This is a genomic window from Pseudomonas shirazensis, from assembly GCF_014268785.2.
Taxonomy (GTDB): domain Bacteria; phylum Pseudomonadota; class Gammaproteobacteria; order Pseudomonadales; family Pseudomonadaceae; genus Aquipseudomonas; species Aquipseudomonas shirazensis.
Window position 1 is genome coordinate 420,566 of record NZ_JABWRD020000003.1, and the last position, 14,813, is coordinate 435,378.

Annotated in this window: 12 protein-coding genes; 4 read left to right on the forward strand and 8 right to left on the reverse strand. The window is 57.9% G+C overall.

Annotation, left to right across the window (positions count from 1 at the left end):
• Positions 1-90 precede the first annotated feature (90 nt).
• A complete protein-coding gene (gene bfr, locus HU736_RS17910; RefSeq protein WP_101322333.1) occupies positions 91-555 on the forward strand; it encodes a bacterioferritin in 465 nt (154 codons plus the stop codon).
• Positions 556-629: 74 nt separating this feature from the next.
• On the opposite strand, the gene uvrA is transcribed toward bfr, so the two are convergent.
• Positions 630-3,464, reverse strand: coding sequence for an excinuclease ABC subunit UvrA (gene uvrA / locus HU736_RS17915; RefSeq protein WP_181003753.1), 2,835 nt, complete (start codon positions 3,462-3,464; stop codon positions 630-632).
• 129 nt (positions 3,465-3,593) lie between these two features.
• Here uvrA and HU736_RS17920 point away from each other — a divergent pair, with 129 nt between their 5' ends.
• Together HU736_RS17920 and HU736_RS17925 are read left to right on the forward strand one after the other, a co-directional pair.
• Positions 3,594-4,988, forward strand: a complete 1,395-nt coding sequence (locus tag HU736_RS17920) for an MFS transporter (RefSeq protein WP_186701598.1) — start codon at positions 3,594-3,596, stop codon at positions 4,986-4,988.
• A 9-nt stretch (positions 4,989-4,997) separates the two neighbouring features.
• Positions 4,998-5,567 carry a single-stranded DNA-binding protein gene (locus HU736_RS17925; protein ID WP_103435158.1) on the forward strand — a complete coding sequence of 190 codons (570 nt, stop codon included), beginning with the start codon at positions 4,998-5,000 and terminating at the stop codon, positions 5,565-5,567.
• A gap of 121 nt (positions 5,568-5,688) precedes the next feature.
• On the opposite strand, the gene HU736_RS17930 is transcribed toward HU736_RS17925, so the two are convergent.
• Genes HU736_RS17930 through HU736_RS17950 form a run of 5 tightly spaced genes read right to left on the reverse strand, consistent with a single transcriptional unit; the run spans position 5,689 to position 11,124 of the window.
• Positions 5,689-6,891, reverse strand: a complete 1,203-nt coding sequence (locus tag HU736_RS17930) for an MFS transporter (protein WP_186701599.1) — start codon at positions 6,889-6,891, stop codon at positions 5,689-5,691.
• A 48-nt stretch (positions 6,892-6,939) separates the two neighbouring features.
• A complete protein-coding gene (locus HU736_RS17935) occupies positions 6,940-7,326 on the reverse strand; it encodes an ectoine synthase (protein ID WP_186701600.1) in 387 nt (128 codons plus the stop codon).
• Positions 7,327-7,366: 40 nt separating this feature from the next.
• Entirely contained in the window at positions 7,367-8,542 is a 1,176-nt protein-coding gene (locus HU736_RS17940; RefSeq protein WP_186701601.1) for an acyl-CoA dehydrogenase family protein, read from the reverse strand.
• Positions 8,535-9,566, reverse strand: a complete 1,032-nt coding sequence (locus HU736_RS17945; protein WP_186701602.1) for a class I SAM-dependent methyltransferase — start codon at positions 9,564-9,566, stop codon at positions 8,535-8,537. The genes HU736_RS17940 and HU736_RS17945 overlap by 8 nt, the downstream gene beginning before the upstream one ends.
• Before the next feature lie 16 nt (positions 9,567-9,582).
• Positions 9,583-11,124, reverse strand: coding sequence for a class I adenylate-forming enzyme family protein (locus HU736_RS17950; RefSeq protein ID WP_186701603.1), 1,542 nt, complete (start codon positions 11,122-11,124; stop codon positions 9,583-9,585).
• A gap of 534 nt (positions 11,125-11,658) precedes the next feature.
• On the opposite strand from HU736_RS17950, the gene HU736_RS17955 reads away from it, so the two are divergent.
• Complete coding sequence (locus HU736_RS17955) at positions 11,659-12,114, forward strand: hypothetical protein (RefSeq protein WP_186701604.1); 456 nt, start codon at positions 11,659-11,661, stop codon at positions 12,112-12,114.
• Positions 12,115-12,192: 78 nt separating this feature from the next.
• On the opposite strand, the gene HU736_RS17960 is transcribed toward HU736_RS17955, so the two are convergent.
• Both HU736_RS17960 and HU736_RS17965 read right to left on the reverse strand, forming a co-directional pair.
• Positions 12,193-13,182, reverse strand: a complete 990-nt coding sequence (locus HU736_RS17960; RefSeq protein ID WP_186701605.1) for an asparaginase — start codon at positions 13,180-13,182, stop codon at positions 12,193-12,195.
• A 71-nt stretch (positions 13,183-13,253) separates the two neighbouring features.
• Complete coding sequence (locus HU736_RS17965; RefSeq protein WP_181089829.1) at positions 13,254-14,696, reverse strand: alanine/glycine:cation symporter family protein; 1,443 nt, start codon at positions 14,694-14,696, stop codon at positions 13,254-13,256.
• Positions 14,697-14,813 lie beyond the last annotated feature (117 nt).

A 14,813-nucleotide genomic window follows, 5' to 3' on the forward strand; every position in this document is an offset into this window, starting at 1 on the left:
TTTTGCATGTTATTGCGCGTTTTTCAGTGACCTTGCAGCAGTCCTGGTTCACACTATGCACATAGCGCTTTCACATGGAGAACCAGGGCGATGCAAGGTCACCCGGACGTAATCGATTACCTCAACACGTTGCTCACCGGCGAGCTGGCAGCACGTGATCAGTATTTCATTCATTCGCGCATGTACGAAGACTGGGGCTTGTCCAAGCTCTACGAGCGCATCAACCATGAAATGGAAGAAGAGGCGCAACACGCCGACGCCCTGATGCGCCGCATTCTCATGCTGGAAGGCACCCCGCGCATGCGTCCGGATGATCTGGACGTGGGCACCACTGTGCCGGAAATGCTCGCAGCCGACTTGCGCCTCGAGTACAAGGTGCGCGCAGCGTTGTGCAAAGGCATTGAGTTGTGCGAAACGCACAAGGATTACATCAGCCGCGACATCCTGCGTCAGCAGTTGGCAGATACCGAAGAAGATCACACTTATTGGCTGGAAAAGCAGCAGGGTCTGATCAAGGTCATCGGCCTGCAGAACTACCTGCAATCGCAGATGTAATCAGCTTGCCGTAAGGGCTGCACGGTTGTAAAAAAGCCCCCGGTAGCGCGCTACCGGGGGCTTTTTTTGTAGGCTTACGCCCGGTCACGCTCCAGCAACGGCTTGAGGTAGTGGCCGGTATACGACTGCTTCATCTTGGTCACCTCTTCAGGCGTACCCACCGCGATGATCTGGCCGCCCTTGGAGCCGCCCTCCGGGCCGAGGTCGACCAGCCAGTCGGCGGTCTTGATCACGTCCAGATTGTGCTCGATCACCACTACGGTGTTGCCGTGATCGCGCAAGCGGTGCAGTACATCGAGCAACTGCTGGATATCGGCGAAGTGCAGGCCGGTAGTCGGTTCATCGAGGATGTACAGCGTCTTGCCGGTATCGCGCTTGGACAGCTCGCGTGACAGCTTGACCCGCTGCGCCTCGCCCCCGGAGAGGGTCGTGGCCGACTGACCAAGCTTGATGTACGACAGGCCGACATCCACCAGCGTCTGCAGCTTGCGCGCCAGCGCCGGCACTGCATCGAAGAATGCGCGGGCATCCTCGATGGTCATTTCCAGCACCTCGTGGATGTTCTTTCCTTTGTACTTGATCTCCAGCGTCTCGCGGTTGTAGCGCTTGCTCTTGCACACGTCGCAGGGCACGTAGATGTCCGGCAGGAAGTGCATCTCGACCTTGATCAGGCCATCGCCCTGACACGCTTCGCAGCGGCCGCCCTTGACGTTGAACGAGAACCGTCCCGGACCATAACCGCGCGCACGCGACTCGGGCACCCCTGCAAACAGCTCGCGCACCGGCGTGAAGATGCCGGTATAGGTCGCCGGGTTGGAGCGTGGGGTGCGGCCAATCGGGCTCTGGTCGATGTCGACCACTTTGTCCAGATGCTGCAGGCCGTCCATGCTGCTGTGCGCGGCGGCCTCATGGCTGGTAGCGCCGTTCAGCGCAGTCGCCGCCAGCGGGAACAGCGTGTTGTTGATCAGCGTCGACTTGCCCGACCCGGAGACACCGGTCACGCAAGTCAGCAAGCCTATCGGGATTTCCAGATCGACGTTCTGCAGGTTGTTGCCACGCGCGCCTTTGAGCTTGAGCGACAGCTTCTTGTCACGGGGGGTGCGCTTGGCCGGCACAGCGATCTTCTTGCGCCCGGACAAGTAGGCACCGGTCAGCGAATCAGGGTGGTCCATGACCTCCTGTGGCGTGCCCTCGGCAACGATCTGGCCACCGTGTACACCAGCGCCCGGGCCGATGTCGACAACGTAGTCAGCCAGGCGAATGGCGTCCTCGTCGTGCTCCACCACGATCACCGTGTTGCCCAGGTCGCGCAAGTGATTGAGCGTGCCGAGCAAGCGGTCGTTATCGCGCTGATGCAAGCCAATCGAAGGCTCGTCGAGGATATACATGACGCCGACCAGGCCCGCGCCAATTTGGCTGGCCAGGCGAATACGCTGCGCCTCGCCGCCAGAGAGGGTGTCGGCACTGCGATCCAGGGTCAGGTAATCAAGGCCGACGTTGACCAGAAACTGCAGACGCTCGCAAATCTCCTTGAGAATCTTCGAAGCGATCTCGCCGCGGCGACCGGTCAGGGTCAGCTCGCTGAAGTAGGTACTGGCATCGCCAATCGGCAGGTTGGTCACCGCCGGCAGGGTTTTCTCGCCAACCCATACATGCCGCGACTCACGGCGCAGGCGGGTGCCACGACAGTCCGGGCATGGCTGCGTACCGAGGAACTTGGCCAGCTCTTCACGTACCGTGGCCGACTCGGTCTCGCGGTAACGTCGCTCCAGATTCGGCACGATGCCTTCAAACGGGTGCGAGCGCTTGACGATATCGCCACGGTCATTCAGGTATTTGAAGTCGACGTTCTGCTTACCGCTGCCCTGCAGAATGATCTTTTGATCCTCTGCTGCCAGTTCAGCGAACGGTTGTTCCAGGCTGAAGCCAAAATGCGCGGCAAGCGAGCCAAGCATCTGGAAGTAGTACACGTTGCGCCGGTCCCAGCCACGGATCGCGCCCTCGGCCAGGGTCAGCTCGGTGTTGACCAGGCGCTTGGTGTCGAAGTACTGCTTCACGCCCAGGCCATCGCAGGTCGGGCACGCGCCAGCCGGGTTGTTGAAGGAGAACAACTTGGGTTCCAGCTCGCTGATCGCATGGCCGCAGACCGGGCAGGCGAAGCGCGCAGAGAAGATGATTTCTTCGCCGGGCTCGTCGTCCATCGGCGCTACCAGGGCAATCCCGTCAGCCAGTTTCAGCGCGGTCTCGAACGACTCGGCCAGGCGCTGCTGCAGGTCGCTACGGACCTTGAAGCGGTCGACCACGACATCGATGCTGTGTTTTTTCTGTTTCTCGAGGGTCGGCAGCTCGTCCATCTCGTACAGCTTGCCGTTGACCCGCACGCGCACAAAGCCCTGCGCGCGCAGCTCGTCGAACACCGCCAGGTGCTCGCCCTTGCGCTCGCGGATGACCGGCGCCAGCAGCATCAGCTTGCTGCCTTCAGGTTGATCGAGCACCAGGTCGACCATCTGGCTGACCGTTTGCGCTTCCAGCGGGATGTCATGGTCCGGGCAGCGCGGGGTACCTACCCGTGCATACAGCAGACGCAGGTAGTCGTAGATTTCGGTAATAGTGCCGACCGTCGAGCGCGGGTTGTGCGAGGTCGATTTCTGCTCGATCGAGATTGCCGGAGAAAGCCCCTCGATGGTGTCGACGTCGGGCTTTTCCATCATCGACAGGAATTGCCGGGCGTAAGCCGACAACGACTCGACATAACGGCGTTGACCCTCAGCGTAGAGGGTGTCGAAAGCCAGCGATGACTTGCCGGAACCGGACAAACCGGTGATCACGATCAACTTGTCCCGGGGCAGGGTCAGGTCGATGTTCTTCAGGTTATGGGTACGTGCCCCACGAATCAGAATCTTGTCCACTGCGGCCTCGCTTGGCGGGCATAAACATAGAAGTATACGGCGCGCTGCCATTACGCGGCAAAGCGTCGCGTATATGCCGTCAAGGCGTGGGACTGATAGAATCGCCGCCGGTTCACACGAGGTTTATCCATGCACGACACCCACAACGAGCGCATGAGTGGTAGCGAGACTCGCGCCGCCGGTGGCCTGGCCCTGGTCTTTGCCTTTCGTATGCTGGGCATGTTCATGGTGCTGCCGGTACTTGCCACCTACGGCATGGACCTGGCCGGCGCCACGCCTGCGCTGATCGGCCTGGCCATCGGTGCCTACGGCCTGACCCAGGCGGTGCTGCAGATCCCGTTCGGGATGATCTCCGACCGCATCGGCCGGCGCCCGGTGATCTACCTTGGGCTGATCATTTTCGCCCTCGGCAGTGTGCTGGCAGCCCAGGCCGACTCGATCTGGGGCGTTATCGCCGGGCGCATTCTGCAGGGCGCCGGGGCGATCTCGGCAGCGGTCATGGCGCTGCTCTCCGACCTGACCCGAGAACAGCACCGGACCAAGGCCATGGCCATGATCGGCATGAGCATCGGTTTGTCGTTTGCCGTGGCAATGGTTGTGGGGCCATTGTTGACGCGGGCCTTTGGTTTGTCGGGATTGTTCCTCGCGACTGCAGGACTTGCCCTGGTCGGCATCCTGCTGGTGGCCTTCCTCGTGCCGCGTGCGCACAGCACTCTGCAGCACCGCGAGTCGGGGGTGGCGCGCAAGGCCATTGGCCCAACCCTGCGCCATCCGGACCTTCTGCGCCTGGACGTGGGTATTTTCGTCCTGCATGCGATCCTCATGGCCAGCTTCGTTGCGCTGCCCTTGGCCTTTGTCGAGCGCGGCGGCCTGCCCAAGGAAGAGCACTGGTGGGTATACCTGACCGCGTTGTTCGTCTCATTTTTTGCAATGGTGCCGTTCATTATCTACGGCGAAAAAAAGCGCAAGATGAAGCGTGTGTTGCTCGGCGCGGTGGGCGTTCTGCTGCTGGTCGAGGTGTTCTTCTGGCAGTGGGCTGACAACTTGCACGGACTGGTGATCGGCACCGTGATATTCTTTACTGCCTTCAACCTGCTGGAGGCATCCTTGCCTTCGCTGGTCAGCAAGGTGTCGCCCGCCGGCGGCAAGGGAACGGCCATGGGGGTTTATTCCACCAGCCAGTTCCTCGGTGCCGCGCTGGGAGGAATCATCGGTGGCTGGTTGTTCCAGCATGGTGGTCTGGGCATGGTGTTCGTCGGTTGTGCGCTGCTGTGTGCTGTGTGGTTGGTCGTCGCCTTGAGCATGAACGAGCCGCCCTATGTGACCAGCCTGCGCATGCCACTGACGCCTGAGGCGGTCCGGGAATCCGGGTTGACCGAACGCCTGATGGCCGTGCCGGGTGTGACCGACGCCGTGGTGGTGGCAGAAGAAGCCGCCATCTATATCAAACTGGATACGAAAATTTTGGACCGTGCGACCCTCGAGCGTCTGGTAAATCCAGCCTCATCGGCGTGCGAAGCCTAGGAGAACGTTATGGCCCGTGGGGTTAACAAAGTCATTCTGGTCGGTACCTGTGGTCAGGATCCCGAAGTCCGCTACCTGCCCAACGGTAACGCCGTGACCAACCTGAGCCTGGCCACCAGCGAGCAGTGGACCGACAAGCAGTCCGGTCAGAAGGTCGAGCGTACCGAGTGGCACCGTGTGTCGATGTTCGGCAAGGTTGCCGAAATCGCCGGTGAATACCTGCGCAAGGGTTCCCAGGTTTACATCGAGGGCAAGCTGCAGACCCGCGAGTGGGAAAAAGACGGCATCAAGCGCTACACCACTGAAATCATCGTCGACATGCAGGGCACTATGCAGCTGCTCGGCGGCCGTCCGCAGAACCAACAAGGCGGCGGTGATCAGTACAACCAGGGTGGTGGTAACAACTACAACCAGGGCGGTGGTCAGCCACAGCAGTACAATCAGCAGCAGCCACAGCAGCAGGCACCGCGTCAGCAGGCACCACGCCCGCAGCAGTCCCAGCAGCGCCCGGCGCCGCAACAGCCAGCGCCACAGCCGGCTGCTGACTTCGACAGCTTTGATGACGATATTCCGTTTTAATTCGGTTCAGAACTTAGTGTAGATTTTCTTAGAAACCCCGGGCTTAGCGGCTTCGGGGTTTTTTATGCCAAACAATTAAACGCTAAGGCACGTTTTTATGTTCCGCTTTCTTGGTCAGCCATTAAGAATGGGGGGGCGGTAAAGGGCGGGCCGCCTTTGCGAACCTCCACATAGCAAATGCCCCAAGAAGAGAAGTTACCACGGCCAGAATCAGGACCACCTTCTGTACGCCAAGGGACGAAGCGAACAAAGCCACAACTAAACCTGCTAGAGGCTGGGAAATGTTATTCAGCAGCGTGATCATGCCTACCGTCTTCCCGAAGTCTTTAGGCGGTATCACCCGCTGCCGGATGCTGCGCATGTAGACGTTGAACATTTTGTCGAAGCCGACGATCAACAAAAAACCCAGCACATAGCAGAGCAGGTTTGGGCTAAGGGCGCTAATGAACGCCCCAGTTGCGATCATTGAATATCCGACACCTCCTAAGATTCTTAGAGGCAATGCTGTACGAGCAAGAAGGAACAGAATCGCGATTGTTGTCACCGCCCCGGCCGCTTGCAATGCAGCATAGTTATCCTTGCCAGCACTGTACTGGCCAATGACCATGGCTGCCGAGGTAGCCAATGTCACGCCGACAATCAGGTTTACTCCTATCGCCAGTGTGATGATCTTTTGCAATTCCGGCAGGCTACAGATATGGCCAAAAGCGATCTTTAAAGGCTGCAGCAAGATATCTTGATCCTGCTCGAACACCTTTGGGCTACTGCGGCTAAGACGCTGCCAAGCCAGCGTGCTCAGGTCAGCCAATAGGAATAATCCGGCTATCCAAATTACTACCCAATGCCAAGGCCATACTTCGAGCATCAGCGCCGCTGCCAGAGGCCCGAGTACCAGTCCTGTTTGATCGGCGATCTGGGAGTAGGACAAAGTCTTGGTGTAGCTGTAATGCTGGAAGATATTCGGCATCAGCACTTCGCGTGCCATGATGCCTTGCGTGGTTAGCACGCCGCACAGTGCAGAAAGCACTACGACCCAGCCGATGCCTCCAAAGACTCCGTATAGCGCCATAGCTAGTACACAGAGCAATGCCCGACAGGCCTGGCTGATACGTAGGATCTTAATCGGCAAGTATTTGTCACACAGGGCGCCGCACAACGGGAAAGCGAGGAATCGTGGCAGCGATTCGACGAAAAACGCTAATCCTGCCCAAGAGGCGCTGTTGGTGGTCTGGAACACCACCAGCGGCACGATAAACAACAGGATTTGATCCGCCAGCCTCGATAGAAAAAGAGAGAAAAAAAACGCGAGGTACTCTTTACGCACAAGTGACTCCCTTGAGGAGGCGACGTGGTATAGCGGTCAGAAAAAACATCAGTAAGCGGATCCCAAGCTGTCATTGAGATTATGTCGCTCATCACCACGCAGAGGAGGGTTGAAGACACTGACTAGAATCAGGTCCTGTTCCTTGCCTCCGCGCAGAAAATGCCGATCATGTTGGTCGAGCACATAGATGTCACCAGGTCGGATCGGAAATACGTTGCCATGCATGTCTTCGACTTCACCTTCTCCCGCGATGCAGTAGCATGCCTCTAGGTGATTTCGATAATGCAAGAGTGACTCTGTGCCCGCGCGGACAACGGTGTGGCACAAAGTAAAGCCCATGGCGTCGCGTTCAGTGAGTAGACGGTGACTGGTCCCGGCCCCCCATTCAACGTAGTAAGGGGTTTTCTCTACATCGGATTTGTTTCGAACGAACATGTGAAACCTTTTTGAGATAGCTGATTGGAAAAAACAGTTCTTAGGGGGCATCGTTAGTGGAGGGCTGGAGAAGGGCTTCGCCGCTTACTTGCATCGCTTCGCTCCAGGCCACGTCTCGGTGCGCGGCCATCGCTTGGATATCACGCCAGTGGCGCTGAAGCGGGTTGCTTGCCACCAAGAACGACGCACCGAGCTTTTCCACTAGACGATGTACAGCCTGCACGCACTGGCTTGCCAAATAGGCGCGATCGCGCTTGAGCTGTGATAGTTGTTGCGTGTCTAGGGCCCGGTCATTGGCACCCGCCTCGTGCAGCCGAGTGATTAACGAATCGTACAAAAGCTGCGCGCTATGTAGCTGCGCCGCTGAGTGGGCGGCCTGTTCGGCTACCCGAGAATCATTTGCCGGTAACGAGCCGCCGAAAGCACTTACGAACTCGGCAAGGGCGCCCTCGGCACAACCCAGTATCGGGCCAATGATTGAGGTTGTGAGGTAGGGAGTTAGGGGCACTCTATCGATGTAGTCGCAGGCAAGCGCATTTGGATTCTGGGCGAGCATCTCATGCAGCGCGAAGACGCGATCATGAGGCACCAGCAACCCGCGAGGGAGCACATCGTGAGATCCCGTTGCCGCCATACCGCAACTATCCCAACTCGTAATTGTTTCAACTTCGCTGACAGCGATCAGTACTAGAAAACGCGGGGTGTCGGCATTGCCCGGGTGCGTAGGACAAGGGGCGTTGAGCATTAACCAGGTAGCATCCTCGATGCCTGAACTGAAGCGCCATCGGCCGTCAACCCGCACACCTTCGGGTTCAAAAGACAGCAGACTATCGACACTGGTCGAGGCCGAAGCGAACAGCTGCCGTGGACCATCGTGGTACAGCTGATTTATGCAGGCAGAGGAGAGCCGTCGTGCAATGGAGCTATGACCTCCCACTAACGCCAGCATCCAGCCTGTGGACGGACACGCCCGAGCAGCAGTACGCGCGTTTTCTACCAAAATCGGCCAGTTACCGGTAGATGTGAACGGCGCGCGTGGCGATAGTAGATCTAGCCAGCCTTCGGTGAATAAATCGTTGAACGTGTCGCGACTCAGTCGGCGTTTTTTTTCCGCTACGGCGGCCCGATCGCGCCACATAGGCAGATAGTGGGCTGCTCGATGACCTAGCGAAGATAGTTGGTTGAGCTGCAAATCGTGCTCGGCAGGATCAAGCATCGCTTGGCTCCTTGCCACCGCTTGATGACGGAGCCATGGAGCCAATACGTGTAGCTTCAAAGCAAAACTCCGAGGGCTGAACTACAGGGCCCAGTAGATCCACAAACTGCTTGATCTGCTCTGGATCGTCCGAAGCAACAAGTTCGCAGAAATTACTGCTGCTCCAGAGAAGCTGCACGGTCTTAAAACGAGAGGAAAGTGCGCCTACCAGCTCGTCTAATGTGACCTGCCCGTTCTGCATGTGCTCGAGCATCTGTTGACGTTTCCAGTGGATCTCCTCTTCGCTAAAGTATCGAGTCTTGAATTCCTCATCTTTGATCCGTTCCCTCCGCAGGTATTCACTTGGATCGGGGTGATTAAGCTTTTCTAGGAAAAACACCAGCCCGCCCGGCTTCAAAAACTGCTTGATATGGGAGATCTGCCGGGCTCGGTCGCGGGTGTAGAACTGGAATGCGGCCATCTCGTAAATGAAGTCGAACCCCTCTCTGAATTGTTCAAGTTCGGGGGACTGCAGAAGAGCGGGTGTAAGCTTGAACACTGACTGTGGGAGGAACAGCGAAAGCGCTGGGTCCGCATACTGGTCAAAGGCGAATTGATTGGCCTGGTTTGGAGAGCACGTCAAACTGCGGATCAGTCCGTGCGAATGGCCGGTAAGAGCACGGCCATTGCTCCCATCAAAGGCGTCCACTTCAAACAGACTAAAGGTCTGGCAGGTGTCATTCCTATTAGCGTGAGCCAAGCGGGTCAGAGCCACGCCAACTCTGGCGAGTTCCTCGAGGATGTATGGCACGCTCGCTAGGAAATGAGAGAATAATGGTCCCGCACCAGCGATTAAGCGGTCATGGTAGTCAAGGACCTGAGCGTCTTGGATCTCGGAGCGCAGGTGACTGTCCAGGGACTGGAGAGGCACTTGACTCGCACCTGTGGCTAGACTGTGGAAGTGCCCTTCGAGCTTGATCATCGCGCTGTGTTGCAGGTCACGGTCGAGAGTGTTGGCATCTATGGGCTGGAGTGTCGTTTTCATGGCATGGCCCCTACTGTCAGATCAGTCCTCTGGCGTTAAACTTGCCAGAATCTGTTTTTGGGAGAGCCTCGAGAAATACGCACTGGGTCGGGACCATGTGCCAGTCCAGGTGCTCCTTGCAGTAATCGATTAGCTCCTGCCCGTTCGTTTGCTGATGATCAATATCAAGCACGATATATGCCTTTGGCACATGCCCGGCCGATTCGTCAGTGATTGGTACCACCAACACTGCTGCGACTGCAGGGTGAGAGGCCAGGCATTGCTCAACCTCTCTTGGATTTACACTCCAAATATTGCGCGCAAATACATCGTCCTTCCGAGCGATGTAGTAGAGGTTGCCCTCGGTGTCCTTCTTGAACAGGTCACCAGTTCGGAACAGGCGTGAGTGACCGAAGGCATTGTGGACAAAGGCTTTGGCATTCGCTTCAGGCATGTTCCAGTACTCAAGCATCAGGTAGTCGCTTGTCACCAGCAGCTCACCAACCTGGCCGGCATGATCGATAACACGGTCCTGCTCGTCCACCAGGTAGATGCTGACACCGGGCAGAGGCTTGCCAACGGAAGTTGGGCGAAGGTCAATTTCATCGGGAGACAGATAACTCACGCGCTTACACTCAGTGAGCCCGTAATTGGAAAATATTTGCACCTGAGGCAGCGCTTGGCGAATCCGCTGGATGTGGCGGCTATGTAGAGCCTGCCCGCTGCTAGAGATATAACGCAAGCTGGATACCCGCGCCTGCCACCTCGGACTTGCATTAGCAAGTAGGAAGAGCACAGGCGGAAACATGTGCATTGCGGTGACCGCCTCACGCTCGACTAGCGAAAGTACGTCTTCTGCGCTGGCAGCAGGCCGACTCTCGATGACACTGGTGGCTCCAGCATATAGCGGCATTAACACATTGTAGACGCCGTAGTCTGAGGCCAATGTCGAGTAACTAAGGATACGGTCGTCAGGGGTGTTCCGCAGATATGCGGTGACTCTGCTGCAGGCTGCCAGCATGATGCGGTGATTGACGAGCACACCTTTCGGGTTAAGGGTTGAGCCCGAGGTGAAGAATATCGACGTGGGGCATTCAGGGTCATTAGTCTGTTGTGAGAACATCGTACTCGACTCATCGCAGTTCGCTGCAATGGCATCGGCGAGTTGAACCACACCAGGTATCGTCCCCCGAAGTGGGGCGGTGAGCAAAACGAGCTCAAGGCCAGCATCAACGATCAAGCTAGGCAGGTCATCAGTACAGTCAGTGATGAGCACCCTGGCGCCAGAATGTCTGAGTTGATGAATCAGCTTGGTGCGACCGAGGGTGTGATGCGTCGCAGCGGTGATCGCTCCGATTTGCAGTAGGCCCAGATAGCTGCCGATCACGTCAATTGAGATCGGCGCGTATAGGCCTACACGGTCGCCTGGGGCGATGCCCAGCGTTCGCAGGACCGACGCTGTTTTATCTACCTGTTTTTGCAGTGCCTGATATGAAGTGGCTTGACCATCCAGAATAATCGCCGATTTGTAGGGTTGCTGACGCGCATTACTTGCAATCACCTGATGTAATAGTTGCATGGTCAATGTCCTATAAGCGGGAAATCAAATACTCCGTCCTGATGCGCATGCGATGATGTATGGCACTTCTGCAATCTATATGAGATGCCTTTCAATTGGAGTGTTCAATCTCTCCGGTCGGGTGAAGGAGAGCCTAATGGCTAACAATAAGTTGGCTTTCAAGGATTGTTTCAATTGGCCAAGTAGTTGGCTGCGAAGGGGTGATGGCGTTAGTGCTATTTCCGCTAAAATAAGTAGTGCAACCGTCGCGGGCGGTAAGTGGCAGCGCGGTCAAATGTTTCCATCTGATCGGTTTTCCTGTCAAGCTGAATAAAGTCACCGAAGTCAGCAGTTTTGTCACCCGCTGTCACCGCCCCTGCGGAACAGCTCTTCTAGTGTCGACGAGGATTTCAGTTTTTAGATGTTGCAATGGTAATGGTTGAGTAATGATTGAGGCGAAAAATAATAAAATCGTGTAGGAAACTTCTGAATCTTTTGATCGTGAGATTTTCCACGCTCTTAATTGCTTAGTATTCCTTTTTAAGGGAACGACTCATGCAAACAGGTAAATCAAGCCAAGCTAAACAATTGATCGTGTTGAGAAGCGACAAGGAAGACTACGTGATACCCGGTTTTTCCGAAGCCTATCAGGCGGCGGTCGCGGCCAAGATAATGGGGCGGTTCTGCGGAGTTTTGCTGATGATCATTGGGTTGATCGCTGTCGTGGTGGTGTTCTCGACGTTAGCATTCGCACCATCACCGTCTGCTCATATTTGGTATGGGGAGAAGACGCTGTTGATGAGCATTCGACCTTATGTAGGCGTCATAGGGGTGTTAGGAGGGCTGTGCCTGGTAATGGGAGGTAGGCAGCATGCGAGTGCAAGCATCTCCGAGGACGCATTCTTGCTGGATCACTACGATTTGGACTGGGAGGGTGAAGCTGACAAGGTGACCGTGCAATTGCGCCATGTAAATGGCGACCACTTCCATATTACAAGCAAAGCGTCCTGAGTTTTTAGAGGCTGGCTCACTCTGTAATACATCGGCACTACTCAAAGCTGCCGATGTATGGGTCAGGTCAACAGGCTTTCAAGCCCGCTCACCACACAGATCCAGCGCAAACCAATGCTCCGTCGCCTGCGCATCCAGCCCCGCCCCAAGCAAGCCAAACAACTTGCCCAGCGCCGCTTCGCGGGTCATGCCGCCGCCGCTGATCAGGCCAGTGTCACGCAGCCGGCTACCGGCGGCATAGGTGTCAAATACCACCGAGCCGACCGGGCACTGGCTGATCGCAACGATCACCACGCCGCCTTGGTGGGCGTCATGCAGCACATCCAGCAGGGCCTGGTCGTCGGACGGCCCGGTGCCGCTGCCGTAGCACTCCAGCACCAACCCTTGCACGCCGCTGTCGAGCAGGCCGCGCAGGTGTTCTGCCTGCAGGCCGGGGAATACCGGCAATACCGCCAGCTTTACCGGCTGGCGCGCCTGACGATAGTCGAGCACAGCCGGGATGGCTGGCGCGCGCTCGCTGTCGCGATGACGGGGCAGGGCGGCGAAGGCGTCGAACGCCTCGCTGCGCAGCTTGGAGGCGCGGCAGCCGTGCAGCAGCTGCTCGTGGAAGTACAGCTGCACGCCGTCCTCGGTGCCGCTTTCGAGCAGGCGCAGGGCGCCGATCAGGTTGTCCCAGGCGTCGCTGTCTGGCGCGCCGGCAGGCAACATCGAACCGGTCAGCAGCACCGGCACCGGCAAGCCGAGAAGCACGAACGACAAGGCTGCGCCGGTGTAGGCCAGCGTATCGGTACCGTGCAGCACCAGCACGCCGTCGTGGCCGTCGCGTTCCACCGCTTCGACAATCGCGTCACGCATGGCCAGCCAGTTGGCTTGCTGCATGTTGGCGCTGTCCAGCAGCGGGTTCATTTCACGCAGTGTCCACTGTATCTGCGGAGCATCGTCAAGTTGCGCCAGATGCTCGCGCATGCGCAAGTCGAAGCCGCCCGCCGGGGCCAGGCCCTGGGGTGTTTCGAGCATGCCGATGGTGCCACCGGTATAGAGGACGAGAAGATTCTTGACTGCACGCATGGCGCATTCCGTAACGATGAGCGGAGAGAGAAGCAGCCGCCCGCGAACGGGGCGGCTGGCAGGGGAGGATATCAGCGCTGGGTCTGAACCTGACCGACGGTGTTGTCAGCGGTTGTTTCAGCGGCTGCCGGCACTGGCCAGGCGTTGCGGTCCAGGTCCAGGTCAGGGAACTTGCTCGAATCGAACACTGGCTGCTTGATGCCAGCCTTGCGCTGCACATCGTAGTCACGCATTACCCGCAGGCCGATGTTGAACAGCAGTGTCAGGGCGATCAGGTTGACGAAGGCCAGACAGGTCATGGTGATGTCGGCGAAGGCGAACACGGTCGACAGGTCTTGCGCCGAACCCCATACGATAAGCGCCAGGACCAGGCCGCGGTAGCCCATCAGCACCGAACGCTTGCGGGTCAGGAACTGCAGGCTGGTTTCGCCCAGGTAGTAGTTGTAGAGGATGCAGGTGAAGACGAACAGCGACAGCGCGACGCTGACGAACAGACGACCCCAGTCACCGACTACAGCGGCCAGCGAGTTCTGGGTCAGGACGATGCCGTCACCTTCGAAGCCTGGGGTGTAGAAGCCCGACAGCAGGATCAGCAGTGCGGTGCAGGTGCAGATCACGAAGGTGTCGAGGAACACGCTGAACGCCTGCACCACGCCTTGTGCGCCAGGGTGCTTGACCGCAGCCACGGCAGCAACGTTGGGCGCACTGCCCAGGCCCGCTTCGTTGGCGAACACGCCACGCTTGACGCCCATCACGATCGCGCTGCCGAGCAGGCCGCCGAACGCAGGGTCAAGGCCGAAGGCGCTTTTGAAGATGGTTTCCAGCATCGCTGGGACGTGCTCGATCTGGCTGCCGATCACATACAGGGTGACGCCGATGTAGGCCAGAGTCTTGACCGGTACCAGCAGGTCGGACACCGAGGCAATACGCTTGATACCACCGAGAAAGACGATCGCCAGCAGCACTGCCAGGGCAATACCGGTCTGCTGCGGCGGGAAGCCGAAGGCATTTTGCAGCGAGTGGGTCACGGTGTACGACTGCAGGCCGTTGAAGGCGAAGCCGTAGGTCACCAGCAACAGCAGCGAGAACACCACCGCCATGCGCTTGAATTTCAAGCCATGCAAGATGTAGTACGCCGGGCCGCCACGGTACAGGCCATCGCCATCGGCGCGCTTGTACACCTGGGCCAGGGTACATTCGAAGAAGCTGCTGGACATGCCAACCAGCGCGGTCACCCACATCCAGAACACAGCGCCTGGGCCGCCGAGGGTCACAGCGATGCCGACACCGGCGATGTTACCAGCGCCAACGCGGCCGGCCAGGCTCAGCATCAGTGCCTGGAACGAGCTCAGCTGGCCAGCCTGGCCACGCAGGGATTCTTTGAACACACCGAACATGTGGCCGAAGTGACGGAACTGGACGAACCGCGAGCGGATGGTGAAGTAGCTACCAAGTCCGACGATAAGGACGATGAGCAGCTTCCCCGAAAGGAAATCGTTGAGTACTTCGAGCATGGCAAATGACCTCGATTCTTATTCTTCGCGTGGAATGACCAGCGGCGGCAACGACGCGCCGCTTTTCGTTGGGCGCATGGTTGGCTATGACAAGAGTCGTTACAATTTCGCGGGTTG